20 protein-coding genes are annotated in these 21,922 nt (G+C 51.5%); 16 read left to right on the top strand and 4 right to left on the bottom strand.

What is annotated here, in order from left to right; genetic code table 11:
* Window positions 1-205: 205 nt before the first annotated feature.
* Entirely contained in the window at window positions 206-1,696 is a 1,491-nt protein-coding gene (locus tag ACYVIY_RS26125) for a capsule assembly Wzi family protein (protein ID WP_460979506.1), read from the bottom strand.
* A 528-nt stretch (window positions 1,697-2,224) separates the two neighbouring features.
* Between ACYVIY_RS26125 and ACYVIY_RS26120 the strand changes: the two genes are divergently transcribed.
* From ACYVIY_RS26120 to rplT, 8 genes are all read left to right on the top strand, one after another.
* Window positions 2,225-2,800, top strand: a complete 576-nt coding sequence (locus ACYVIY_RS26120) for a DinB family protein (protein ID WP_460979505.1) — start codon at window positions 2,225-2,227, stop codon at window positions 2,798-2,800.
* 78 nt (window positions 2,801-2,878) lie between these two features.
* The gene (locus ACYVIY_RS26115; protein ID WP_460979504.1) at window positions 2,879-3,289 is read left to right on the top strand and encodes an EVE domain-containing protein; all 411 of its coding nucleotides are present in this window, start codon (window positions 2,879-2,881) and stop codon (window positions 3,287-3,289) included.
* Between the two features lie 56 nt (window positions 3,290-3,345).
* A complete protein-coding gene (locus tag ACYVIY_RS26110) occupies window positions 3,346-4,242 on the top strand; it encodes a class I SAM-dependent methyltransferase (RefSeq protein ID WP_460979503.1) in 897 nt (298 codons plus the stop codon).
* Window positions 4,243-4,262: 20 nt separating this feature from the next.
* On the top strand, window positions 4,263-5,582 hold the full coding sequence (locus ACYVIY_RS26105) for a tetratricopeptide repeat protein (RefSeq protein WP_460979501.1): 1,320 nt from the start codon (window positions 4,263-4,265) through the stop codon (window positions 5,580-5,582).
* 136 nt (window positions 5,583-5,718) lie between these two features.
* Window positions 5,719-7,662: a threonine--tRNA ligase gene (gene thrS, locus ACYVIY_RS26100; RefSeq protein WP_460979499.1), complete on the top strand. Its 1,944-nt coding sequence runs from the start codon at window positions 5,719-5,721 to the stop codon at window positions 7,660-7,662.
* Window positions 7,663-7,856: 194 nt separating this feature from the next.
* The gene (infC, locus tag ACYVIY_RS26095; RefSeq protein ID WP_460979498.1) at window positions 7,857-8,414 is read left to right on the top strand and encodes a translation initiation factor IF-3; all 558 of its coding nucleotides are present in this window, start codon (window positions 7,857-7,859) and stop codon (window positions 8,412-8,414) included.
* Between the two features lie 260 nt (window positions 8,415-8,674).
* Complete coding sequence (gene rpmI / locus ACYVIY_RS26090; RefSeq protein ID WP_381524364.1) at window positions 8,675-8,869, top strand: 50S ribosomal protein L35; 195 nt, start codon at window positions 8,675-8,677, stop codon at window positions 8,867-8,869.
* Window positions 8,870-8,973: 104 nt separating this feature from the next.
* Window positions 8,974-9,318, top strand: a complete 345-nt coding sequence (gene rplT, locus ACYVIY_RS26085) for a 50S ribosomal protein L20 (RefSeq protein ID WP_176567490.1) — start codon at window positions 8,974-8,976, stop codon at window positions 9,316-9,318.
* Between the two features lie 113 nt (window positions 9,319-9,431).
* On the opposite strand, the gene ACYVIY_RS26080 is transcribed toward rplT, so the two are convergent.
* Complete coding sequence (locus tag ACYVIY_RS26080) at window positions 9,432-9,872, bottom strand: nuclease A inhibitor family protein (RefSeq protein ID WP_460979497.1); 441 nt, start codon at window positions 9,870-9,872, stop codon at window positions 9,432-9,434.
* Between the two features lie 142 nt (window positions 9,873-10,014).
* Here ACYVIY_RS26080 and ACYVIY_RS26075 point away from each other — a divergent pair, with 142 nt between their 5' ends.
* The 4 genes from ACYVIY_RS26075 to ACYVIY_RS26060 all read left to right on the top strand — a co-directional run bounded on the left by ACYVIY_RS26075 (window position 10,015) and on the right by ACYVIY_RS26060 (window position 15,258).
* Window positions 10,015-10,566, top strand: coding sequence for a hypothetical protein (locus ACYVIY_RS26075; RefSeq protein ID WP_460979496.1), 552 nt, complete (start codon window positions 10,015-10,017; stop codon window positions 10,564-10,566).
* Window positions 10,567-10,853: 287 nt separating this feature from the next.
* Window positions 10,854-12,782: a molecular chaperone DnaK gene (gene dnaK, locus ACYVIY_RS26070; protein WP_460979495.1), complete on the top strand. Its 1,929-nt coding sequence runs from the start codon at window positions 10,854-10,856 to the stop codon at window positions 12,780-12,782.
* 209 nt (window positions 12,783-12,991) lie between these two features.
* Window positions 12,992-14,152: a zinc-dependent alcohol dehydrogenase gene (locus ACYVIY_RS26065; protein ID WP_460979494.1), complete on the top strand. Its 1,161-nt coding sequence runs from the start codon at window positions 12,992-12,994 to the stop codon at window positions 14,150-14,152.
* 56 nt (window positions 14,153-14,208) lie between these two features.
* Complete coding sequence (locus ACYVIY_RS26060; protein WP_460979493.1) at window positions 14,209-15,258, top strand: SDR family NAD(P)-dependent oxidoreductase; 1,050 nt, start codon at window positions 14,209-14,211, stop codon at window positions 15,256-15,258.
* 72 nt (window positions 15,259-15,330) lie between these two features.
* On the opposite strand, the gene ACYVIY_RS26055 is transcribed toward ACYVIY_RS26060, so the two are convergent.
* Together ACYVIY_RS26055 and ACYVIY_RS26050 are read right to left on the bottom strand one after the other, a co-directional pair.
* Entirely contained in the window at window positions 15,331-15,906 is a 576-nt protein-coding gene (locus tag ACYVIY_RS26055) for a DUF4142 domain-containing protein (RefSeq protein ID WP_460979492.1), read from the bottom strand.
* A gap of 81 nt (window positions 15,907-15,987) precedes the next feature.
* The gene (locus tag ACYVIY_RS26050; protein ID WP_460979491.1) at window positions 15,988-16,344 is read right to left on the bottom strand and encodes a hypothetical protein; all 357 of its coding nucleotides are present in this window, start codon (window positions 16,342-16,344) and stop codon (window positions 15,988-15,990) included.
* A gap of 153 nt (window positions 16,345-16,497) precedes the next feature.
* Between ACYVIY_RS26050 and parS the strand changes: the two genes are divergently transcribed.
* The 4 genes from parS (at window position 16,498) to ACYVIY_RS26030 (ending at window position 21,750) form a co-directional block, all read left to right on the top strand.
* Complete coding sequence (parS, locus tag ACYVIY_RS26045) at window positions 16,498-16,878, top strand: type II RES/Xre toxin-antitoxin system antitoxin (RefSeq protein WP_460979490.1); 381 nt, start codon at window positions 16,498-16,500, stop codon at window positions 16,876-16,878.
* Window positions 16,879-16,907: 29 nt separating this feature from the next.
* Window positions 16,908-17,357 carry an RES family NAD+ phosphorylase gene (locus tag ACYVIY_RS26040; protein WP_460979489.1) on the top strand — a complete coding sequence of 150 codons (450 nt, stop codon included), beginning with the start codon at window positions 16,908-16,910 and terminating at the stop codon, window positions 17,355-17,357.
* Between the two features lie 263 nt (window positions 17,358-17,620).
* Window positions 17,621-20,134, top strand: a complete 2,514-nt coding sequence (gyrA, locus tag ACYVIY_RS26035) for a DNA gyrase subunit A (protein WP_460979488.1) — start codon at window positions 17,621-17,623, stop codon at window positions 20,132-20,134.
* 146 nt (window positions 20,135-20,280) lie between these two features.
* A complete protein-coding gene (locus tag ACYVIY_RS26030) occupies window positions 20,281-21,750 on the top strand; it encodes a tetratricopeptide repeat protein (RefSeq protein ID WP_460979487.1) in 1,470 nt (489 codons plus the stop codon).
* Window positions 21,751-21,922: the final 172 nt, after the last annotated feature.

The raw sequence follows: 21,922 nt of genomic DNA, 5'->3' as shown, positions 1-21,922 counted from the left end.
TACCAAAGCTAATAGTTGATTATGTTACGATCTAGAACTATTACGTAGATGGAAAAATACTAAGAGTAAGTAAAATAGCAGTTACTCAAAAAAAACAATTTTTGAGGATTTACTATTCGGTAGCTTTTCTTTATAGACTAGATAGTACAACTTAAGAAGGGGACAAACGCTAAAGAGACTAAACACTATTGGAATTGTTGTGAAGTCAATCTAGTGTTCGCTTGCGGCTTTGTCCTTCTTTGCGGATTCCTACAAAAAATCCAATACTGTTCGTGTACAGCTGCCCGAAATCGGTAGCTACGGCCAGACTGCCGGTAACGCCGTTGAGAATAGAGAGAGGAGCCGACATCCTGAAGCTGGATGAAAATTGGGGAACCGCCGTGGGGAACGGTTTTTCGTAGGTGCCAAAGTTTTCGCTATATGAGGCTTTAAGCTGAAAACGGAAGAAATCGTAAAGGTGCCCCGACAGCCCCAGGTGTAACACCGCTACCCGATTGTTATTCGTAAACGCATAACGGGGCAAATCACTCCGACTGTCGCTGGAAGGCGTAATGAATGGGGTACCAATGGTCATACCGTAGCGGGACCAGCCATCCTGGTACTGTGAATGATTAAAGTAATTGTCCCGGCCCCGGTGCGCCTGATCATCCAGAAATAAACTCCCGCCCTGGCTTTTCGTATATAAATATTCGATGAGTACGTTCTGAATCTGTAAGCCGTTGGGGTTGATCGGCCGACGGTTACGGATGCGCAGGCCATTCAGACCATCCTGTATATTCGTCAGGTAAAACAGGGAACCGTCGTCGTAAACGCTTTGCCGGTAGGCGAGAATTGAAAATGAGCGGGCGGTATACTCAAAAGCGAGGTCAACGGAGCCGAGGTGGTTACCGATTCGGTTCTCCCGGTCAAATTTGCTTACCCGATTGGTATCGACATCGCTTCGGTCGCCCAGCGTATTGCCCATCACGATGTCGAGGTAATCCTGAAAAGTGGCGGGTAGCTGGTTATTTTTAATGAGCGAACCTGGCAGGCGTTCGGTATTGCCGCCCCACATGACCTGGTGGTTAATGCCGCCGTAAAACTTTGCCCGCCACTTAGGCTTACCTATCCGTATGTACAACGCTTTTTGATGCAGCATGGTGTTTTTTACAAACTGATCCGACTCAAACCAGCCATGCGCGTAAAATCCTTTGAAGCTGAACAAGCCTAAGCGGGGCGTAAACTCGGGAATGGCTACCTGAAATTTAAGCAGGGGTAAGGCGTTGCCCGACATGGCGTACGCTCCCGACGTAAGACTCGTATCCACCAGGCCCGCTATTTCCCGCCGACGCCCAGTCCAGATTTCTACCGACCCTAGTTTCACTTTAACGTAAGCCTCCGGAATGAGCAGGCGATACGTATAGCCCGCATTGAGTACCGCTTCGGCACCCCAGCCCCAGTCAACCCGCCGGTTTGCGGCCCGTAAGCTATCGAGTTTGCTAACCGGTGTATCGTGGTAATCTACGCGCATGGCGTGCCGGAGGGTCATGATCGCGTGTTCGTGCGGGACTATACCGTACTGATTTGCCCGGAGCCAGAACGGCGTTTGCCCGGAAGTTGAAAAGTAACTGCCAACTTCGGTCTGGTACCGAAGAGGCTTGAGCGTCTGTCCGAAGCAGGTGGATGCCAGCAATACGTATAAAAGCAACAGCCGCATGAGATCGAGTGGGGAAGTAGTACACATGGATGTACTACCTGAGTCGTTAAACCGGGAATTTTGTTACTTCCTACCGCAAAGAGAAGTAACTGGAATTCACTGCATAAAATATGCCACGCCGATAAAATTAGGTAGATATACCACCGAAGTGGACAAAATACCGGTATGCCTGTCTCTCACTTTTTTAAAACTGAACCGGCTGGGGATGACTGCTAATAATGTGCCAGCAATTCATACCGGCTCGTCGACAAGCCAGGCCGATAAATTTTTGGGAGCCTCATTAATTATAAACCGTAACTTTGCGAAGGATTTCTGGTAACGGGATGGGGCTGTTCCGTAAATTTTCGCAGTAGCATGAGTATAAACGGGTCTGGCGGTTCATTACGGGTAAAGCTGTAACCGAATCAAGGCCAGATGGGAGATTAACCGCTAACCAGTCTTCTGTTTAAACGTATAAACCGTATAGTCCTGTAAGCTACGTAGTTCCTTCGCCTGGAACGTCAGGGCTGTATGACTAATTCATTGACTATGATTTCTAACGACGAGCTAATACGCATCATCGATCTGCTCAACACGACCTATGAAAGCGAGGAGGCCTGGCACGGTCCCTCGGTGGTGGAAGCGTTACGGGGCGTTACGCCCGACATGGCCGGACGCCGGATCACGCCAAATACCCATACAATTGCCGAACTAGTTTTTCATATGACGAGCTGGCGGATTTTTTGTGTCAAAAAGATGCAGGGCGACGCTACGTTCGATATTACAACGCCCGAGAAAAACTTTGGTGCACTCCCGGATAAGATCGACGATTTTGAGTGGGAGGCTCTGGAGATGGAGCTTAGTCTGAGTCAGGAAGAACTGATTAATGAACTCGACAAACGAGACGACGACGAATTCCTGGAAGACATTGTACCGGGGCGCGACTACACGTACTACGACATGCTCCACGGGATCATTAATCACGACCTGTATCATACCGGGCAGATTATGCTAATCAAAAAAGCGCTGACCTTCAACCGGGCCGGTTCCCGCTATGCCGAAGATGACGAGGACCAATACGGTTCGCCGTTCGGAAGCAGCCAGGAACACGACGATTATTATTGAGCAAATCAGGGAGATACGTGTCGGCAAGACTCAGGCAGACAGACTGACTCTTTCTTGTAGGACACGTATTGAATGACGATGAACTATTGGCTGGTTAAATCCGAACCCGACGCATACGGGTGGCATCATTTTGTGAAACAGGGCCGGGCGGTCTGGGATGGCGTTCGCAACTACCAGGCACGTAATAACCTGAAGGCTATGCAGGCTGGCGACCAGGTTTTGTTCTATCATAGCGTAACAAACCCGGCCGTGGTGGGCCTGGCTACCGTTGTGCGGGAAGCCTACCAGGACCCTACCGTACCCGATGATGCCCGTTGGGTTGTGGTCGAACTCGAACCGGTTCTGGCTCTGCCGAATCCGGTTGCGTTAGCTAAAATCAAAGCGGAGCCGATGTTGGCTAGTATCGGCCTGATCAAACAATCGCGTTTATCGGTAATGCCGGTTCGCCCCCTTGAATTTGAGTTGATCCTGCAAATGGGGCAGGATTAATCGTATTTTTATTGGGCTAAAGCCTCCTCATGCGGGGAGGCTTTAGCGTTTTACTTATGACTGACATTCAATTGATTACCCCTGCTCCCTGGACCCAGTACGAGCTGATTGATACGGGTGGTTTCCAGAAACTGGAGCGGTTCGGCGAGTACGTATTGTCCCGGCCGGAACCCCAGGCAATCTGGGATAAGTCGTTACCCGAACAGGAGTGGGAGCGGCAGGCACACGCCATCTTCCGGCGCGACCGCCAGTCGCCCGAGCGGGGTGACTGGCAAACCAAGCCAACCATGCGTGATCCGTGGTTTGTATCGTTTCAGCAGGGTAACTTAAACCTGACGTTCAAGCTTGCGCTGACCACGTTCAAACACGTTGGCCTGTTTCCCGAACAAGCCAACAACTGGATGTATATCGACGAGAAAATTAACGCCATCAAGGCCCATCTGCCGCGGCCGAAAGTGCTGAACTTATTCGCCTATACCGGGGGAGCCTCGCTGGCCGCTCGTCAGGCCGGAGCGGACGTAACGCACGTCGATGCGGTGAAACCCGTGATCAGCTGGGCGCGGGAAAACATGGAGCAGAGTAAGTTGGACAACATTCGCTGGATGGTGGAAGATGCGGTGAAGTTCGTTCGGCGGGAGGTGCGCCGGGGCAATCGCTACAACGGCCTCATTCTCGACCCGCCCGCCTATGGCCGGGGGCCGGACGGGGAAAAGTGGGTGCTCGATGAACACCTGAACGATCTGCTGAAATCCTGCGCGGATATCCTGGAACAGGATCACTTCTTCTTCGTAATCAATCTGTATTCGCTGGGTTTCTCGTCGCTTATCCTGGAAAACCTGATGCAGCAAACCTTCGGTCACGTGCCAAACGCGGAGTGGGGCGAATTGGTCATGAACGATTCGGCGCGAAAACGCTTGCCCCTGGGCGTATTTTATCGGTTTGCATCGGCTTGAAACCGTATCTTTGTGAGTATATGAACGAGCGCAAGGCTGAAACAGTGAATCGGAACGCCGAATCGGAGCGAAAGATTGAGTCCGGGCACCGGATTGGTGTAAACCTGATGATATCGATCTTTCGCTCCGATTCGGCGTTCCGATTCACTGTTTCACTCTTTATTTTGTTTTTCTTGTCGAGTTGCGGAGACGACAATCGGCAAACCGCGCGGATTCCGGATTTTCCCAAGCCCGGCGACAGCAGCCGCACGGAGGGCGCTTTGCGGGCCTTAACGCAGGCCATCAATCAGTCGTCGCCCGCGTCGGCCTACGCCAAGCGAGCTATACTCTTACTGACCATGGGTCGGTACGCCGAAGCACTGGCCGACATCGAAGAAGCCATCGACCGGAACGACAACGCCGGTTCGTATTATTTAACCCGCGCGCAAATCCTGCGCGCCTTGCAGCAGCCCGCCAAAGCGCTTGAAAATGCCCAGCGCGCTGAGATATTGGGGGTTGAAACGCCGGAGCTGTATACCTTACTAGGGGATTTACTCCAACAGCAGAACCAGTTCGACAAAGCGCGGCTGTACGTCGCCAAGGCTCTGCAAATGGCCCCTTATGACGGAGAAGCGTATTTTTTCAACGGACTGATGGCCGCCCGGCAAGGCGATACGGCGCAGGCCTTAACGCTCTACCAGCAATCGTTACGGCTCAAACCCCGCTACCTGGAAACCTATAACCAATTGGCGTCGATCTACCGATCGCTGGGTGATCTGAACGCGGCAATGACGTATAACGGGCAGGCGCTGGCTTATTTTCCGAACAACGCAAAGCTTTATTTCGGCCGGGGCTTAATCTATCATGCCTGGGGGCAGCTCGATAGCGCTATGACGTGCTACCAGCAAACCATTAAGCGGCAGCCGACGTATTACCAGGCATATTTCCAGGCCGGGCTGATCAATCAGAAATACCGGAATTATTACGCAGCCCTCATTAATTACCAGCGGGTGCAGCAGCTACGGCCGCAGTTTCCGCGTATCGATACGTACATTGGCTACTGCCACGAGCAGATGGGGCAGTTCGACTTAGCGATTGCAGCCTATACCAAAGCCAGCCAGCAAAACGCGGCCGACCGGCAGGCCACGGCGGGCTTATGGCGTTCGCAGCGACGGCAGTATGCTCAAAATTCGTATAACCCCTTATTTTTGCCGAATGAGTCCGTTCAGCCACTGCCCTCAACGGCGAGTCGACCGGTTCTTGATACCACCCGGGTGCGAATCTCAACCATTCAACCCAAAACGCGCGTCGTGACCAGCGAGAGCGATTCATTACGTCGAACCATTAAACCAATAAACTGATTTGTGATGTATACGATCAGGGCTTCTCGCGGGAAAGGCAGTGGCTTTATCCCAAAATCAGCGCATCGTAACTCGTAAATAAAGTAGCTTACAGTTGTAGGTAAGCTGCGGGTGCCCACAAATAACCAATACACAAATGATTGCGCAGGACGAACAAATCCGCGTAACGCTGCCCGACGGGAGCGTGCGGCAATATCCCAAAGGAAGTACCGGGATCGATATTGCCACCCAAATCAGTGAAGGTCTGGCGCGTAATGTGCTGGCTGCAAAAGTAAACGGTAAGGTACAGGATGCTACGTTGCCGATCGAGGAAGATGCCAATGTGCAACTTCTGACATGGAACGATGCCGAGGGGAAGGCCACGTTCTGGCACTCGTCGGCGCACTTGCTGGCCGAAGCGCTCGAAGCCCTGTATCCGGGCGTTAAGTTTGGTATCGGTCCGGCGATTGAAACGGGTTTCTATTACGACGTCGATCTGAATGGCCAATCGTTCTCGCAGGAAGACTTCAAAAAAGTGGAAGACAAAATGCTGGAGTTGGCTCGCCAGAAACAGCAGTATGTCCGGAAACCAATGAGCAAGGCTGACGCCGTCGCTTATTTTGAACAAAAAGACGATCCATACAAGCTCGACCTGCTCGAAGGACTCGAAGATGGGACGATTACGTTTTATACCCAGGGCGATTTCACGGACCTGTGTCGGGGTCCCCATATTCCGAATACGGGGTTTATTAAAGCGGCCAAGATCATGAACGTAGCCGGAGCCTACTGGCGCGGCAACGAAAAAAATAAACAGCTTACGCGGATTTACGCCGTTACGTATCCGAAGCAGAAAGAACTCGACGAGTACCTGTATCTGCTCGAGGAAGCCAAAAAACGGGACCACCGCAAGCTCGGTAAGGAACTGGAACTGTTCGCGTTTTCGGAGCGGGTAGGGCAGGGGTTGCCTCTTTGGCTGCCTAAAGGAACCATGCTGCGCGAACGGCTGGAGAATTTCTTACGACGCGCCCAGGTTCGGGCAGGGTACTCACCGGTCGTGACACCTCATATCGGTAGCAAGCAGTTGTACGTAACGTCGGGTCACTGGGAGAAATACGGAGAGGATTCGTTCCAGCCGATCAAGACGCCCGACCCGAACGAGGAGTTCCTCCTTAAGCCCATGAACTGCCCGCATCACTGCGAAATTTACAAGACTAAGCCCCGTTCGTACCGGGATCTGCCGCTTCGGCTGGCCGAGTTCGGTACGGTATATCGCTACGAACAGTCGGGCGAGCTGCACGGCCTGACGAGGGTACGTGGGTTTACGCAGGACGATGCGCACATCTTCTGCCGGCCCGACCAGGTGAAAGACGAGTTTATGAAGGTGATCGACCTCGTGCTATACGTATTTAAGTCGCTTGGTTTCAGTGATTATAGCGCACAGGTATCGTTACGTGATCCGGAAAATAAAACCAAGTACATTGGCTCCGACGATCTGTGGGAAAAAGCAGAATCGGCCATTGTGGAAGCGGCCGCCGAGAAAGGGCTCCGTACGGTAACCGAGTTGGGTGAAGCGGCTTTCTACGGGCCTAAGCTCGACTTTATGGTTCGCGATGCGCTGGGCAGGAAGTGGCAGCTCGGTACCATTCAGGTCGATTATAACTTACCGAATCGGTTTGAGCTTGAATACATTGGCGCTGACAACCAGAAGCACCGCCCTGTAATGATTCACCGGGCGCCCTTCGGGTCGATGGAGCGGTTTATTGCGATTCTGATCGAGAACACGGCCGGTAATTTCCCGCTTTGGCTGTCGCCCGAACAGATCGCGATTTTGCCAATTTCAGAGAAATACGAAGCCTACGCCAACGATTTGTTTTTCACCTTACAGGAGCACGACATTCGTGGGCTGGTCGATCTGCGCGACGAAAAAATCGGCCGCAAGATCCGCGATGCTGAGGTCAACAAAGTACCGTATATGCTCATCGTGGGCGAAAAAGAAGCCGCCGAAGGCAAGGTTTCTGTTCGGCGCAAAGGCCAGGGGGACCTGGGCAGTATGAGCGTTGAGGAGTTTGTTAAAACCTTCCAGGCCGAAGTGAAGATATAATAGATAGGGATCACATTTTTGGTGCAGGATGGGCTGACGCAACGGCAAGATCCGGGTGTCAGCCCATCTGAACTAGAATCCTGCTGGTAAACCGCAGGCAAACTTGCACTGAATCTGTATTTTCAATAGCTTCCCGAACTTTTTAACAGCCTGTACGTTATCCAAGCGATTTTCAGTTACACTAAACATAATCTATGGCATTACCCCAGCGCAGACCACCCCGTCGCGTGGTTGAAGAACCTTACAAAGTCAATGAGCGCATCCTGGCCCGCGAAGTGCGGGTGGTCGGTGAAAATGTAGAGCAGGGAATCTACGACATTAACAAGGCGCAGGCCCTGGCTAAGGCGCAGAATCTCGACCTCGTCGAGGTATCGCCCAACGCCGTGCCGCCCGTCTGCCGTATTGTCGATTATTCGAAGTTCAAATACGAGCAGAAAAAGAAACAGAAAGAAATCAAGGCGAACGCCACCAAGGTTGTCATCAAGGAAATCCGATTCGGACCGAATACCGATGACCACGATTTCGAGTTCAAGCTAAAGCACGCCATCAACTTCCTGAAAGAAGGGGCTAAGGTGAAAGCATATGTACAGTTCGTAGGCCGGGCCATTGTATTCAAAGACCGCGGATTTCAACTGTTGGAGCGGTTCTCGAAGGGACTGGAAGAATATGGTAAAATTGAAGCGGAGCCGAAGCTGGAAGGCAAACGGATGACGATATTTTTAACGCCGAAGGTCGTTACGGCAAAGAAATAAGCTTCTTTTCTTGGCAGCGCTGGCAGCAGTCTACTTCTGTGTCCTTATCCGTATAGCATAACGTAGTAAATCCCAGCCTGAATAGCTATCAAAGTTGTTCGGGCTGGGATTTGCTGTTACGTCAACTGGTCCGTTTGCGAACAGTTGACGTAAGCCCTTTATTCGTGCGAAGAAGGCCGGATGACGTACCGTTTTTCTGCTGTTTTTTCGTATCTTTGCGGCCTGTTTACTTAAATTTTTCACAAAAGCGGGTTACGATAATGCCTAAAGTAAAAACCAACTCGGCTGCCAAGAAGCGTTTTAAGCTGACCGGCACCGGAAAAATTAAGCGGAAGCACGCCTTCCATAGTCACATCCTGACGAAAAAAACGACCAAGCAGAAGCGCAATCTTGTGCACGATACGCTGGTTAATGGTTCTGACGAGCGTCGCATCAAAGCGTTGCTGAACGTCTAAGGACAAAGAAAAGACGCGGTTGCGTCTTGGTTTCACGTTTCACCCGATTACTGGCTTGTAAGCACCTGTCAACCGGTCGCCAGTCGTCAAAAAACAATTAATGTATGCCACGTTCCGTCAATCACGTTGCCTCACGGGCGCGTCGGAAAAAAGTTATGAAGCTGGCCAAAGGGTATTTTGGTCGGCGTAAAAATGTTTGGACGGTTGCTAAGAACGCCGTCGAAAAAGGCTTAGGATACGCGTACCGCGACCGTCGGGCCAAGAAGCGGGATTTCCGGGGTCTCTGGATTCAACGGATCAACGCAGGTGCCCGGATCAACGGCATGTCGTATTCGGCTCTGATGGGTGCGCTGAACAAATCAGGCATCGAACTCAACCGCAAAGTCCTGGCCGATCTGGCTATGAACCACCCGGAAGCATTTGCCGCCGTTGTGGAACAAGTAAAGTAAACAGAACAAGTAATTAGGAGCGAGGAGTTGGAAGTGAGAAGACGGCCGGTATCTGCAAAGATGCGCCAGCCGTTCTCACTTCCAACTCCTCGCTCCTTTTTTTTATGCCTAGCCTACGTCTGCACAATCCGGGTTTTAAGACCGACCCGCTCACCGTTGGCTTGTCGGCCGAGCAGATACAGGTCGATCTCTGTTTCGCCAACGCGAAAAACCTGTCGAACGCTCAATTGTCTTTCCACAACCTGTTTTAGCTGCTGAAAGGTAGCCGTGCGCGCTTTTTCTTCGTCGCCATACCAGTCTTCGTCGGTGATAACCGGCTCCCAGAACTCCGCTTCCGGTATTTCTTCTACATAAATCGACGGGGGCAGCATCTGCCAGTCTTTGATCTGGCTGATCGTTAAAGGTTCGGGTTGTTGCAGGTAGCACGTCACTACGTCAACCGGCTCATCCGATTCACTGGGGTAATACAGATCAACCAGCAACGGGGCGACCTGCTCCTCGAACGGCTGATTGGTTTCGGGTTGATCGGTACGTTCGTCGGCTTCGTTCGTCATAGGGTGGCTTTAGATGGCAAGAAAGGCCAGTTGACTGCAAACTTATCAATTTCGTCCAACAGCGTTGTTAACGACGCTTAATCTCTGGATGATTAAACAATTCGGTTTGCTTTCTACTTAACTTAATAAAAACAGTACGATTATGTTTGAAACCCTTATGAACCTGGTGAAGCAGAATGCGGGCCAGGCGGTCGTTAATAATCCGGCCATTCCGAACGAACAAAACGATAACGTAATGCAAACCGTGACCAGCAGCATCCTGAGCGGCCTGGGTCAGCAGGCGCAGGGGGGCGGCCTGGGTAATTTGCTCGGTATGGTTGTCAATGGAGGCAGTAACGTGCACGAGAGTCCAGTGACAAGTGGTGTTCAGCAGCATGTCGAACAAAACCTGATGCAGAAGCTGGGTATTTCGCCCCAGGTGGCTATGTCGATAGCTTCTGCAGTGGTGCCGATCGTGTTGAGCAAACTCATGCACAAAGCGTCTGACCCGAACGACAACAGCGTAGACGGAAATAGCATCATGAGTGCCGCAACCGGTCAGCAGGGTACCGACTGGATGGGCATGGCCTCGTCGGCGATGGCCGATGGAAAACTGGACATGAATGATTTAATGCGGACAATAGGTGGTGGCGGCAACCAACAGTCTGGCGGTGGCCTTGGTGGTATGCTGGGCGGTCTGTTCGGTGGTCGATAACCCATAAAGATAGTTACCAGTACGCAGTGAACAGACTCCCGTTGGGCCCGACTCAGCGGGAGTTCTGCTTTTGAGGGAATTGGGGTTATCGGTACATGTTTTCTGCCACGTATTAGGACTTGATTATGTCTCTAAACGTCATTATGGCCCATCCAGTCAGGTTATTCTGCCAATCTGACAGCAAATCAAACAAATTAGGTTGCTGGCATTTGTATTGATAGATAGGTGATGTCTGTCAGTTAACAACCGCTGCAACAAGAAGCTAAACCACTATAGAATTAGTAACTATGGGAAAGATTATTGGTATTGACTTAGGAACCACGAACTCGTGCGTGGCCGTCATGGAAGGGAACGAGCCGGTCGTTATTCCAAACAGTGAAGGTGCCCGGACGACCCCGTCGGTCGTGGCATTTATGGATAATGGCAACGGCGAACGTAAAGTGGGTGCTCCAGCAAAACGCCAGGCCATCACCAACCCGAAAAACACGATTTCTTCGATCAAGCGTTTCATGGGTAAACGCTTTAATGAAGTAACGAACGAGACTAAAAACGTCGCTTATGACGTAGAGAACGGCCCGAACGCTACGCCCCGCGTGCGCATTGGCGACCGTCAATATACTCCTCAGGAAATTTCGGCCCTGATTCTGCAAAAAATGAAGCAGACAGCCGAAGACTACCTGGGCCAAACCGTAACCGAAGCTGTTATTACGGTACCGGCTTACTTCAACGATGCCGAGCGTCAGGCCACCAAAGAGGCTGGTCAGATTGCGGGTCTCGACGTAAAACGGATCATCAACGAACCGACCGCAGCCGCGCTGGCCTACGGTTTAGACAAAACAAATAACGATCAGAAAATCGCCGTATTCGACCTTGGTGGCGGTACGTTCGATATTTCGATTCTGGAACTGGGTGATGGCGTATTCGAAGTGAAATCGACCGATGGCGATACGCACCTCGGTGGTGATGACTTTGACCAGGTAATCATTGACTGGCTCGCCGACGAGTTTAAAAAAGATGAAGCCATCGATCTGCGTCAGGACCCAATGGCTCTGCAACGCCTGAAAGAAGCCGCCGAAAAAGCAAAGATTGAGCTGTCGAGCTCGAACTCGACGGAGGTCAACCTGCCGTACATCATGCCGGTGAACGGTATCCCGAAGCACTTGGTACGTACCCTGAGTCGGGCGAAGTTTGAGCAACTGGCCGATTCGCTGATTCAGCGCAGTCTGGAGCCTTGCCGCCGTGCCCTTAAAAATGCAGGTTTGTCGGCCAGCCAAATCGATGAGGTGATTCTGGTGGGTGGTTCGACCCGGATTCCGAAAGTGCAGGAAGAGGTTGAAAAACTGTTTGGTCGGAAGCCATCGAAAGCCGTTAACCCCGACGAAGCCGTAGCCATTGGGGCTGCTGTGCAAGGGGGCGTGTTGACCGGTGAAGTGAAGGACGTATTGCTACTCGACGTGATCCCGCTCTCGCTGGGTATCGAAACGATGGGTGGCGTGTTCACCAAAATGGTCGAAGCGAATACGACCATCCCGAGCAAGAAAGTGGAAGTGTACTCGACGGCTTCGGACAACCAGCCGAGTGTAGAGATCAACATCCTGCAAGGGGAGCGGCCGATGGCGGCTCAGAACCGTCAGCTAGGCCGGTTTATCCTGTCCGATATTCCACCAGCACCACGCGGTGTTCCACAAATTGAAGTAACCTTCGACGTGGATGCCAACGGTATTCTGAACGTAACGGCTAAAGATAAGGGGACCGGTAAAGAGCAGAAGATCCGGATTGAAGCGTCGAGCGGCCTGACCGAAACGGAAATCAACCGAATGCGTGAAGAAGCCAAAGCGAACGAAGCCGCCGATAAAGCCGAACGCGAAAAAATCGAGAAAGTGAACCAGGCGGACTCGATGATCTTCCAGACGGAGAAGCAGCTGAAAGATTACGGCGACAAACTGTCGGAAGGCAACAAGTCGGCGATCGAAGCCGCGCTTGGTCAATTACGTACGGCGCACGGTTCGCGTGACGTAGCGGCTATCGATTCAGCCCTCGAAGGTCTGAACGCGGCCTGGGCTACGGCTTCGCAGGAACTGTATAACGCGACAAACGGCGCGGGTGCGAACCCAGCGGATGGCGCGGCCGGTTTCGACGGTGGCAATACGAACCCTAACCAGGGCCAGCCAACCGGCGATAACGTATCCGACGTTCCCTACGAAGAAGTGAAGTAATCGAATAGATTCTATACGAAAGCCCCTGCTGGTAACGGCGGGGGCTTTTTGCTTTTGCGTAGAAATCGCATTAATAACAATACCTCTATGTATCCCACATAGTTGGTAAATTAAACCAAGCGAAGCGAGTGGAGTTACGGATAGATGCTGGTAGCATGTCCTGAGGTATCCTTGACAGACCAGTTCACGCAACTTCTTCATCGCTTCGTATGAAAGCAGCAGTGTTTCACAAAGTTGGCGACATCCGTTACGAAACAATGGATGACCCCAAAATTGAACAGTCGCGGGATGTGATCCTGCGCGTTACGTCTACCGCCATCTGCGGCTCCGACCTGCACATTTACGACGGCTTCTTACCCCAGTTACGTAACGAGGTGCTTGGCCACGAGTTTATGGGCATCGTAGAGGAGGTCGGCTCGGAGGTAACCAATCTCAAAAAAGGAGACCGGGTCGTTGTGCCCTTTACCATTGCCTGTGGCAAGTGCTATTTCTGCCAGCATCAGCTGCAGATGCACTGCGAAAATTCAAACCCTGAAGCATACGGACCCGATGGCGGCTTGCTCTCCGAAAAAGGAGGGGGGCTGTTTGGCTACTCTGACCTGTACGGCGGCTACAATGGCGGACAGGCGCAGTACGCCCGGGTGCCGTTTGCCGATTACGGCCTTCGGCACGTACCCGAGCAACTCAAAGACGAGCAGGTGCTGTTTCTGTCAGACATCTTCCCGACCGGCTGGAGTTCCATCGAGTGGGGTGAACTGCGCGGGGGCGAGACCGTAGCCATTTTTGGGTCAGGGCCGGTTGGCCTGATGGCGCAGAAATCGGCCTGGCTGCAGGGAGCCGGACGCGTGATCGCCATTGATCCGGTTAATTATCGGTTGGAGCGGGCCAAGCGGGTCAACAATGTGGAAACGCTCAACCCCAATGAGGTAGACGTAGTGGAGGTGATCCGGAGCATGACTGAAGGCCGGGGTGCTGACCTCTGCGTGGATGCTGTGGGTATGGAAGCCCACCGGTCCGTTCTCGATAAAGCCAAAGCCGTTATCAATCTGGAAAAAGGAACGACCAGCGTACTCGAACAATGTTTCCGGGCGGTGCGTCGGGGCGGTATTGTGTCCGTTGTCGGAGTGTACGGTGCCCCCACCGACAACTACCCAATTGGCCGGATCTTCGACAAAGGGCTGACCGTGCGCTACGGGCAGTCGCAGGTACACAAAAATATTGATCACCTGCTGAACCTGGTCGTTGACGGCAAAGTTGTGCTTGACGATATTATTTCGCACGTATTACCTCTGGAAGAAATCTCGCGGGCCTACGATATTTTCAAGAAGAAAGAAGACGACTGTACAAAAGTGATCCTGAAACCATTTTAGATCATCTCAATTGCCCGGTTTGATCTGACCTAACGAATGAATTAAACAACTCAACTATGGAAACCAAACAGAATGGAAAAACGGCCTTGATTACCGGAGCCAGCAGCGGCATTGGTCGTGAGCTTACCCGGCTATTCGCCAAAGACGGCTATAACTTGGTGCTGGTGGGGCGCGATGAAGAAGCCCTGCAACAGTCGGCTTATAATTTTCAGAATCAGTACGGTACTCAGACAACGATCATCGGCAAAGACCTGTCGGACCCGAAAGCGCCCGACGAAATCTACGCCGAGACCAGCCAGCAGGGCATACAGATTGATGTGCTGGTGAACGATGCGGGATTTGGAGAGTACGGCATGTTTGCCACCGAAACCGATCTGCAGAAGGAACTGGATATTGTGCAGGTAAATGCCGTAGCGCTCATGCACCTGACCAAGCTGTATCTGAAAGACATGACCAGCCGCAACGAAGGGAAAATCCTGATGCTCGGTTCCGAAGTATCCGTTGCACCTAACCCCATGATGGCCGTTTACGGAGCCACGAAAGCATTTATAAAATCGTTTTCGGAGGCTATACGTAATGAGCTGAAGGGAACGAATATTACCATTACGGTTCTGATGCCGGGGGCTACCAACACGAATTTCTTTAAAGTCGCCGGAGCCACGGAGGCAAAAGGAGCGGACCCCAACAAAACGGCCGATCCGGCAGCGGTGGCAAAAGAAGGGTATCAGGCCTTAATGAGTGGCAAAGACCATGTAGTAGCGGGCTGGAAAAATAAGCTGACCGTGGCCATGGCGCACGTGTTGCCTGATCCGCTGATTGCGGCCAACGTTCGGAAGGATATGACTCCGAAAGAAGAGGCTGAACGGCAACAAAAGCAGACCATGGTCATGGCTCTTGCCGTTGGGGCGGCCGTACTCGGTGGGCTGTGGCTGCTGTCGCGCAATCGCTCGTCGGTCATCCCGGTTAGTAAGTATGACAAGGTGAAATACCGGTACAAGGCGCACAAAGCCGGGATGTCGGCGAAGCATGCACTAGCTTCGGTCACTGACTCGGTCAAGGGGGCGTATCACGACGCCAAAGCTACCGTTGAAGGGGCGTTAACGTAAACAAATATCAATACTCCAGACACAACAAAGCCCCGACTCGCGCCGGGGCTTTGCTGTCTATAAGCGCTTGGCTTATTTCATGTTTTTATCAATGGTGGTGATCCGTTCCAGATGCTTTTGCAGCGTTGGCAGGGTCTTCACCGCAAAGGCTTTTACGGCTGGCTCGTCGGCATCGTCGGCCGCTTCCTTAAATAGTTTGACGTCTTCTTCGTGGTCATCGACCATCATATCTACGTACTTCTTGTCGAACTCAGCACCGGATAGTTTACTTAACTCATCGACATGCTCCTGGCCTTCTTTACCCAGTGTGGTGGGTAGGGTGATGTTTTTACCGGCCGCAATCGTTTTCAGTTCCTCGTTGGCTTTTGAGTGATCGGCTATCATCATGGCCGCAAACTCTTTCACCTCACTGCTTTGCGCTTTGTCACGGGCCAGCCGGGCCAGTTCAATCTCAAGCATACCCCCGTTGGCGGCTTTTACCGCAAAATCGTTCGTGTCGTCGTCCTGACCGGTGTCGTCCTGCTCTTTCAGATCATTCGCATCATGGGCATTTTCGACACTGTCGTCGCTTGCTTTTTTGTTTTCGTTGCAGGCCTGAAAGCTTAATGTGCTGACGGCAAGGCAAATTGCTAAGGTTATTCGTTTCATAACGTAGATTAACTGGTTGAACAATAACTAACTAAACAATCAGCTGTCGGTAAGGTTTAGACCGGATGCCGACAATCCGGCTTACGAGTTGCTTTTTGTCGATGTTCGTTTCCCTGAACGACTGGTTTTTTGCGAAGAGGAACGGGTTGAGGTCGTGCTGGAATTTGATTCGGTTCGGGTGGATGAGCCATCGGGTGAAGCCGATCGGTTCTTTGCAGGTGTTGGCGGTACGTACATGTAATCGCGGGAAGCACCTTCGTCCGCAATGGTCATGCTTTGGGGGTTACTGGCCGCTTTCCGTTTACCGCCGGTTAAATAGCCTGAGCCCGTTGAGGCTGTAGACCCACCGCTTTTTCCGCCGGTGGTCGACTGAGCCTGAACGTTGGTAAACACTACTGCGGCTAAAAAAGTGACCAGAAAAAAGACTGTTGGTTTCATAGTATATAGACGTTGAGTTTAATTACACTAACTACCAAAAGTCGACAGGGGGTGTGATCATCACAGAATCTGATAGAACGGGAGGAGAAATCAGATTGAACCATAAGACAAATTTCTTTGTATTACAGACAAAAGTCGTATGTTTGTGATGCTATGATTCAGGACCGTACCGCTATCGTTCTCTCCGCCCTTAAAGGGATTCCGGCCACGTCATTCTTTGATATCGCCGACTTGACCGGCTATAAGCGTGAGCAGCTGGCCGAAGTGTTCGATACGTCGCTCAAGACCTTTCAGCGCTACGAGCGCGAACAGAAAAAACTGAATCCGCAGGATAGTGAAAAAGTGCTTAAGATCATGGCGCTATTCCGAACGGGTGAGTTTGTATTCGGTTCGGCGGATGCCTTTCGGCGCTGGATGGACAAACCCGCGTATGGACTAGGCAATCAGATTCCGTTTGACCTGCTGCATACCTCGGGCGGGATTGACCTGGTAATGGATGAGGTCACCCGGATCGAATACGGTGATCTGGCTTAGCAATCGCTTACTACGGAATCTTTATTTTCATGCTGGTTTATCGGATTACAAAGGCCATCTACGCGGATCGACTAGTGGCTTCGGGCGGTGCTGCGCGCTGGAATAGCCGGGGGCAGTTTGTGATTTATACAGCCGCGACGCGGGCGCTGGCCTGTTTAGAGAACGTAGTACACCGGAGTGGGGAGGGGTTGCTCGATACGTTCCGGGTAATGCTTATTGACGTTCCTGATGAACTTGGATTCGAAACCATAGAGCCTGATTCGTTACCCGCCGACTGGGTTGATTTCCGTCAGTACGACGTCTGCCAGCGGATAGGAGGGGAGTGGCTGCGGACTGGTCGCACGGCCGTGCTTCGGGTACCTTCTGCCATTATCCGCCATGAATGGAATTTCTTACTCAATCCGGCCCATCCGGATTTTGGACGTATCCGGCTCAAGGGAAATGAGCCCTTTACCTTCGACCCACGCATTAAATCCTAAACGTTTCGCCGATAATTAACCCCGGTTTCAGGAGTATATTTTTTTTGAAATAGAATTGTATTTCATTTAGATGATATAGGGCGAATTCAGACAGCTACTGACGTTGCTATAAATAGGGATGTAGAGCCCGTTTTACGCCTTGTACGCGTGTATTTACGGTATTATTTCTATTTCTCCTGAAAATTTTGTATATTTGTCTATACGGCGATCTGCGCATACTGTGCGCGCCGGAATAGTAATTTTCTGCGAAACTCACTTATCACATGGCGGAAGAAAATCCCGACCTCGAAACTCCTAGTAACATTATTCCCATCAACATTGAGGACGAAATGCGCGGTGCCTACATTGACTATTCAATGTCGGTTATTATCTCCCGCGCCTTGCCCGACGTCCGCGACGGCCTTAAGCCAGTGCACCGGCGGGTATTGTTCGGAATGGCTGAACTAGGGGTTAACTATAATAAACCTCATAAAAAATCGGCCCGTATCGTTGGGGAGGTACTTGGTAAATACCACCCTCACGGTGACTCGTCGGTTTACGATACAATGGTCCGTATGGCTCAGGACTGGTCGCTGCGGTATCCGCTGGTGGACGGGCAGGGAAACTTCGGATCCATCGATGGCGACTCGCCGGCGGCTATGCGGTATACGGAAGCCCGGCTGAAACGGATTGCCGAGGAACTGCTGACCGACATCTACAAAGAAACGGTTGATTTCCAGCCCAACTTTGACGACTCGCTTGAAGAGCCGAGCGTGATGCCCGCCAAGCTTCCTAACTTGCTGTTAAACGGTTCGTCGGGGATTGCGGTCGGTATGGCGACCAACATGGCTCCGCATAACCTGACCGAAGTTGTAGACGGGATCATCGCTTATCTCGACAACAACGACATTACGGTAGAGGAACTGATGCAGTACGTGAAAGCACCCGACTTTCCTACGGGGGCTACCATCTACGGCATGGAAGGCGTTAAGTCGGCGTTCAAGACTGGTCGTGGCCGGGTGGTGATGCGGGCCAACGCGACCATCGAAGAGAACCGGGGAAAAACGCAGATCATTGTAACGGACGTACCGTACATGGTGAACAAAGCCGTTATGCTTGAAAAGACGGCCGAGTTGATCAACGACAAGAAGATCGAAGGCATTACGGCCTTCCGCGACGAGTCGGACCGGGATGGCCTGCGGGTGGTGTACGATCTGCGTAAAGATGCCATTGCGAACGTAGTGCTCAATAATTTATACAAGCACACGGCGTTGCAGTCGTCGTTCAGCATCAACAACGTAGCGCTCGTGAAAGGGCGTCCGATGCTGCTGAACCTGAAAGATATGATGAAGTACTACGTCGAGCACCGGTTCGAGGTAGTAACCCGTCGGACGCAGTATGAACTTCGCGAAGCCGAGAAACGGGCGCATATCTTAGAAGGACTGCTGATTGCGCTTGACAATATTGATGCCGTGATTGAACTGATCCGGTCGTCGCGCGATCCTGAAGTTGCCCGTACCGGCTTAATGGAGCGGTTTTCGCTGAGCGATCTCCAGGCTAAAGCTATTCTGGAGATGCGTCTGCAACGGCTGACGGGTCTGGAGCGGGATAAGCTGCAGGCCGAGTACGACGAGCTGATGCGTGAAATCGCTGATTACAAGGAAATTCTGGCGAGCGAAGACCGCAAGCGGCAGGTAATCAAAGACGAGCTGGTCGATATTCGGGCGCGTTACGGGGATGCGCGTCGGACGCAGATCAACGCTCTTGGGGACGGTAACATCAGTGATTTGTCGTTGATTGCCGACGAGGACATGGTTATTACCATTTCGCACGAAGGCTACATCAAACGGACACCAACCACCGAATACCGGTCACAGAGTCGGGGAGGGGTTGGGGCCAAAGCAGCCGCTACCAAAGAGGAAGACTTTACCGAGCACCTCTTTACGGCGACCATGCACAATACGTTGCTGGCCTTCACGCAAAAAGGACGATTGTACTGGTTGCCGGTGTATGAGTTGCCCGAAGGATCACGGACGGCGAAAGGTCGGCCGCTGGCCAACTTCATCAACATTGAGTCGGACGATAAAGTCCGGGCGGTTATCAACGTATCGGACCTCAAGAACGAGGACTACATCAACAATAACTACATTGTGATGTGTACGCGTCAGGGGACGATCAAGAAAACCATGCTGGAAGCGTTCTCACGGCCGCGGCAAAATGGTATCATCGCCATTACGATCGACGAAGACGATCAGTTGATCGGCGTTTGCCTGACCAACGGGGATAACGATATTGTGATTGCGTCGAGCGCTGGTAAAGCGGTTCGGTTCCATGAGAGCCGGGTGCGGCCGATGGGACGTACGGCAGCTGGTGTTCGGGGTATCTCGCTGGATGAGGACGATTCAACCGACCACGTAGTCGGTATGGTGTGTATTGCCTCGGCCGATGCTCAACTGCTGGTAGTCTCCGAGAAAGGATACGGCAAACGTTCGGACATCGATGGCTATCGGATCACGAATCGGGGCGCAAAAGGCGTCGGTACGTTGAAAGTGACTGAGAAAGTCGGTCGACTGGTCGCCGTGCTTGACGTTGCGGACAACGACGACCTGATGATCATCAACAAATCGGGGATTGCTATCCGGACCCCGGTTGATGCCATCAACGTGATTGGACGTAATACGCAGGGCGTACGGCTAATCAGCCTGCGCGAGGGGGATGAAATCTCGTCAGTAACTAAGATTAAGCGCGAAGAAGGCGAAGAGGATACCTTGGTAGGGGAGGAACCCGCTGCCGAATAAATTAGTTGACAATGAGTAGTTTGAGCCGTTGGTTCTGATTTTACAAATCAGGCCGGCGGCTCAAACAATTTAAGGTCGGTCATGCTTATACGGATTGATTCCGTAATTTCGTTTTTGAAAATAATTAACATAATCCCATTTAACACATGAAACCAGTTTTCTTAGTTCTTGTGGCATGTTGCCTGTCCGCGGGTGCACATGCTCAGAACCAACAGGGGCAAGGCCAGGCAGGAGCTGCTGGAGGAGCAGATGCACTCATCATAGAGGGGTACAAGAAGAATAAAGAAAAGAGCGATAAGGATATTGCGGATGCCAAAGCGTCAGCGAAAGCAAGTACCTGGATGGATCGGGCCAAAACCTATCAGGATATTGCATCGCAGGCCATCCGGCTCGATTCGGCAGCCGCAACGACGGCGTACGAAGCCTATAATAAGGTCATTGAATTAGATAAGGATAAAAAAGGTGGTCCTGGCAAATTGGCTAAGGAAGCGCAGGAAGCGTTGAAGAGTCCTGGCATGTATGGCGCATTCATGCAACAGGGGGTGGCTAAATTCCAAAGCAAAAACTACCAGGATGCCATCAAGTCAATGGCTATAGCGGGTGACATAAATCCGAAAGATACGTTAGCCCCTCTGTACACGGCAATCGCTGCCCAGCAGGTTAAAGACAATCCGACCGCGAAAACCCAGTTAGAAAAATATATCGCTGCGGGTGGTAAAGATGCTTCGATCTATGGATCGCTGGCTATGCTGTACAGCTCCGACAATGAGGTTGACAAAGCACTGGCCGCTCTGGACAAAGGTATTGCTCTAGCTCCGGGCAACAAGGATCTGTCCAATGAGAAGATCAACATTATGCTACGTACTAACCGGATGGATGAGGCCATCGCTGGTATGAAGCAGATGGTCGAAAAAGATCCTAACAACGTACAGAATCTGGTAAACCTGTCGATTGTGTATAACAACATCGCGCAGAAGGATCTGGAAGAACTTCGTAAACTGGAAGCCGAGACCAAAAAAGGTAGCAGTACTGGGAAGCAACTTGCCGATGCAAAAGGTCTGCTGGATACGTACAACGGAGAAGTAACTCGGTTAGGTGGTTTGATTAAGAAGCAGCCTAAAAATGCTGATTTGAAGCGCCAGCTCGCCGACGTTCAGAAAAAAGCTACGGATCAGAAAGCGACGATTGCTAAACTCGAGAATGATGCCAAGGAAGCTGCGGCCAGTGCTTCGGGGAATGCTGACAAAGAAAAGCGGTTAGCTGAATTGAAGGAGAAGTACGCAGCGCAAAAGACTCAGGAGAAAGATTATCTGAACAAAGCGTTAGCCATTGATCCGAACAATTACGACGCTAACTTCAACCTGGGTGTTTATTATTTCAACGAAGCGGTTGATATGAAGAAATCCGTTGATGCAATGGATATGGCGGAATACAACAAGCGCGGAAAAGAAGTGGACGGACAGGTTTGTGGTAAGTTCAAGCAGTCGCTGCCTTATTTTACCAAAGCGAAGTCGGTGAAAGATGAAGCGGATTTGAATGAGAACCTGACAAATCTGCAAAACATTCTGAAGCAATACGAAGAACGCAAAGTGGTCTGCGTAGAGCCTAAGTCATAATAGTAGGGGCCGGTGGAAAACCATCGGCCTTCTACTTAAAAACTTTACTTAACATAATATAAATTATACAACAAATTGTAGCACCCTGAAATAGCTTGACACCAACTGTGTAAAGTTATGGCAGTGAGTCGATTGACCAACAACCGGAAAAATTACAAAACGGCTCTATTCC

Source organism: Spirosoma knui (assembly GCF_054780635.1).
This window is presented reverse-complemented; position numbering and strand designations above follow the sequence as displayed.

What these genes read in the sequence shown, in the direction of transcription:
- ACYVIY_RS26065 (WP_460979494.1), top strand. Translation starts at nt 12,992, where the DNA reads ATGAAAGCAGCAGTGTTTCACAAAGTTGGCGACATCCGTTACGAAACA.
- dnaK (WP_460979495.1), top strand. Translation starts at nt 10,854, where the DNA reads ATGGGAAAGATTATTGGTATTGACTTAGGAACCACGAACTCGTGCGTG.
- thrS (WP_460979499.1), top strand. Translation starts at nt 5,719, where the DNA reads ATGATTGCGCAGGACGAACAAATCCGCGTAACGCTGCCCGACGGGAGC.
- ACYVIY_RS26115 (WP_460979504.1), top strand. Translation starts at nt 2,879, where the DNA reads ATGAACTATTGGCTGGTTAAATCCGAACCCGACGCATACGGGTGGCAT.
- ACYVIY_RS26125 (WP_460979506.1), bottom strand. Translation starts at nt 1,696, where the DNA reads ATGCGGCTGTTGCTTTTATACGTATTGCTGGCATCCACCTGCTTCGGA.
- infC (WP_460979498.1), top strand. Translation starts at nt 7,857, where the DNA reads ATGGCATTACCCCAGCGCAGACCACCCCGTCGCGTGGTTGAAGAACCT.
- ACYVIY_RS26030 (WP_460979487.1), top strand. Translation starts at nt 20,281, where the DNA reads ATGAAACCAGTTTTCTTAGTTCTTGTGGCATGTTGCCTGTCCGCGGGT.
- ACYVIY_RS26060 (WP_460979493.1), top strand. Translation starts at nt 14,209, where the DNA reads ATGGAAACCAAACAGAATGGAAAAACGGCCTTGATTACCGGAGCCAGC.
- gyrA (WP_460979488.1), top strand. Translation starts at nt 17,621, where the DNA reads ATGGCGGAAGAAAATCCCGACCTCGAAACTCCTAGTAACATTATTCCC.
- ACYVIY_RS26075 (WP_460979496.1), top strand. Translation starts at nt 10,015, where the DNA reads ATGTTTGAAACCCTTATGAACCTGGTGAAGCAGAATGCGGGCCAGGCG.
- ACYVIY_RS26110 (WP_460979503.1), top strand. Translation starts at nt 3,346, where the DNA reads ATGACTGACATTCAATTGATTACCCCTGCTCCCTGGACCCAGTACGAG.
- ACYVIY_RS26105 (WP_460979501.1), top strand. Translation starts at nt 4,263, where the DNA reads ATGAACGAGCGCAAGGCTGAAACAGTGAATCGGAACGCCGAATCGGAG.
- ACYVIY_RS26080 (WP_460979497.1), bottom strand. Translation starts at nt 9,872, where the DNA reads ATGACGAACGAAGCCGACGAACGTACCGATCAACCCGAAACCAATCAG.
- ACYVIY_RS26120 (WP_460979505.1), top strand. Translation starts at nt 2,225, where the DNA reads ATGATTTCTAACGACGAGCTAATACGCATCATCGATCTGCTCAACACG.
- ACYVIY_RS26040 (WP_460979489.1), top strand. Translation starts at nt 16,908, where the DNA reads ATGCTGGTTTATCGGATTACAAAGGCCATCTACGCGGATCGACTAGTG.
- rpmI (WP_381524364.1), top strand. Translation starts at nt 8,675, where the DNA reads ATGCCTAAAGTAAAAACCAACTCGGCTGCCAAGAAGCGTTTTAAGCTG.
- rplT (WP_176567490.1), top strand. Translation starts at nt 8,974, where the DNA reads ATGCCACGTTCCGTCAATCACGTTGCCTCACGGGCGCGTCGGAAAAAA.
- parS (WP_460979490.1), top strand. Translation starts at nt 16,498, where the DNA reads ATGATTCAGGACCGTACCGCTATCGTTCTCTCCGCCCTTAAAGGGATT.
- ACYVIY_RS26050 (WP_460979491.1), bottom strand. Translation starts at nt 16,344, where the DNA reads ATGAAACCAACAGTCTTTTTTCTGGTCACTTTTTTAGCCGCAGTAGTG.
- ACYVIY_RS26055 (WP_460979492.1), bottom strand. Translation starts at nt 15,906, where the DNA reads ATGAAACGAATAACCTTAGCAATTTGCCTTGCCGTCAGCACATTAAGC.